This is a genomic window from Nocardioides sp. CPCC 206348 (assembly GCF_048654705.1).
Taxonomy (GTDB): Bacteria; Actinomycetota; Actinomycetes; order Propionibacteriales; family Nocardioidaceae; genus Nocardioides.
In genome coordinates, this window is sequence record NZ_JBMCZA010000215.1 from 1,556 (window position 1) to 2,551 (window position 996).

Here is a 996-nt window from a genome sequence, read left to right on the forward strand (position 1 = left end):
GACGTCGATGTCGTTGACCGACAAGCCCGACTTCTCCAGCGCCTTCAAGGTGGCGGGGATGGGAGCGGTGAGCATCGTCACCGGGTCCGACGCAGCCAAGGTCATCGTGTGGACGCGCGCACGAGGGGTCAGGCCCAGTTCCGCTGCCTTCCGATCGCTCATCAGCAGGACGGCGCTGGCGCCGTCCGCGATCTGCGAGGCATTGCCAGCGGTGATCACGCCGTCAGCCTTGAAGACGGTGCGCAGGCCGGCGAGCTTCTCCAGGCTGGTGTCCGGTCGGATGCCCTCGTCCGAGTCGAGGAGGCCGTTGATGCCCTTGATGGCCACGATCTCGCGGGCGAAACGGCCCTCGGCCGTCGCGGCAGCGGCGAGGCGGTGGGAGCGGAGGGAGAACTCGTCCAGCTCCGTGCGCGCCAGGCCCCACATCTCGGCGATCAGCTCGGCGGCGACGCCCTGACCCTGGATGCCACCCTGGTCGGCGTAGCGCGCCTTGATCCGGTCGCTGTAGGGGTCCTGGTCCAGGTTGTTGGTGATGGAGGACGTCATGGGCACGCGCGTCATGCTCTCGACGCCGGCGGCGATCGCCACGTCGTAGGCGCCACTCTGGATGGCCTGGGCGGCGAAGTGGATGGCCTGCTGCGCGCTGCCGCACTGACGGTCGACGGTCGTCGCTGGCACTGTCTCGGGGAATCCGGCGGCCAGAACGGCATTCCTGGAGATGTTGACGGCCTGTTCCCCGATCTGGATCACACAGCCGCCGATGACGTCGTCGACGAGCGCGGGGTCGATGCCGGTGCGGTCCACGATGGCGCGCAGCGTCTCGGCCATCAGGTCGACCGGGTGCCATCCCGACAGAGCTCCGTTGCGTCGGCCGGTGGGGGTCCGGACTGCTTCCACGATGACTGCTTGGTGCATGGGGGTGACCGCCTTTTTAGTGTGCTGAGCGTCAGATTTTCATGGGAATCGCGGTGCTTCCGCGGGTGTCCGGGATCGTCG

General features: G+C 67.9%; 1 protein-coding gene. It reads right to left on the reverse strand.

Annotated elements, in window-relative coordinates:
• The coding region (locus tag ACOADB_RS22795) for a thiolase family protein (protein WP_378604053.1) at nt 1-915 on the reverse strand (915 nt) is incomplete at its 3' end.
• Nucleotides 916-996 lie beyond the last annotated feature (81 nt).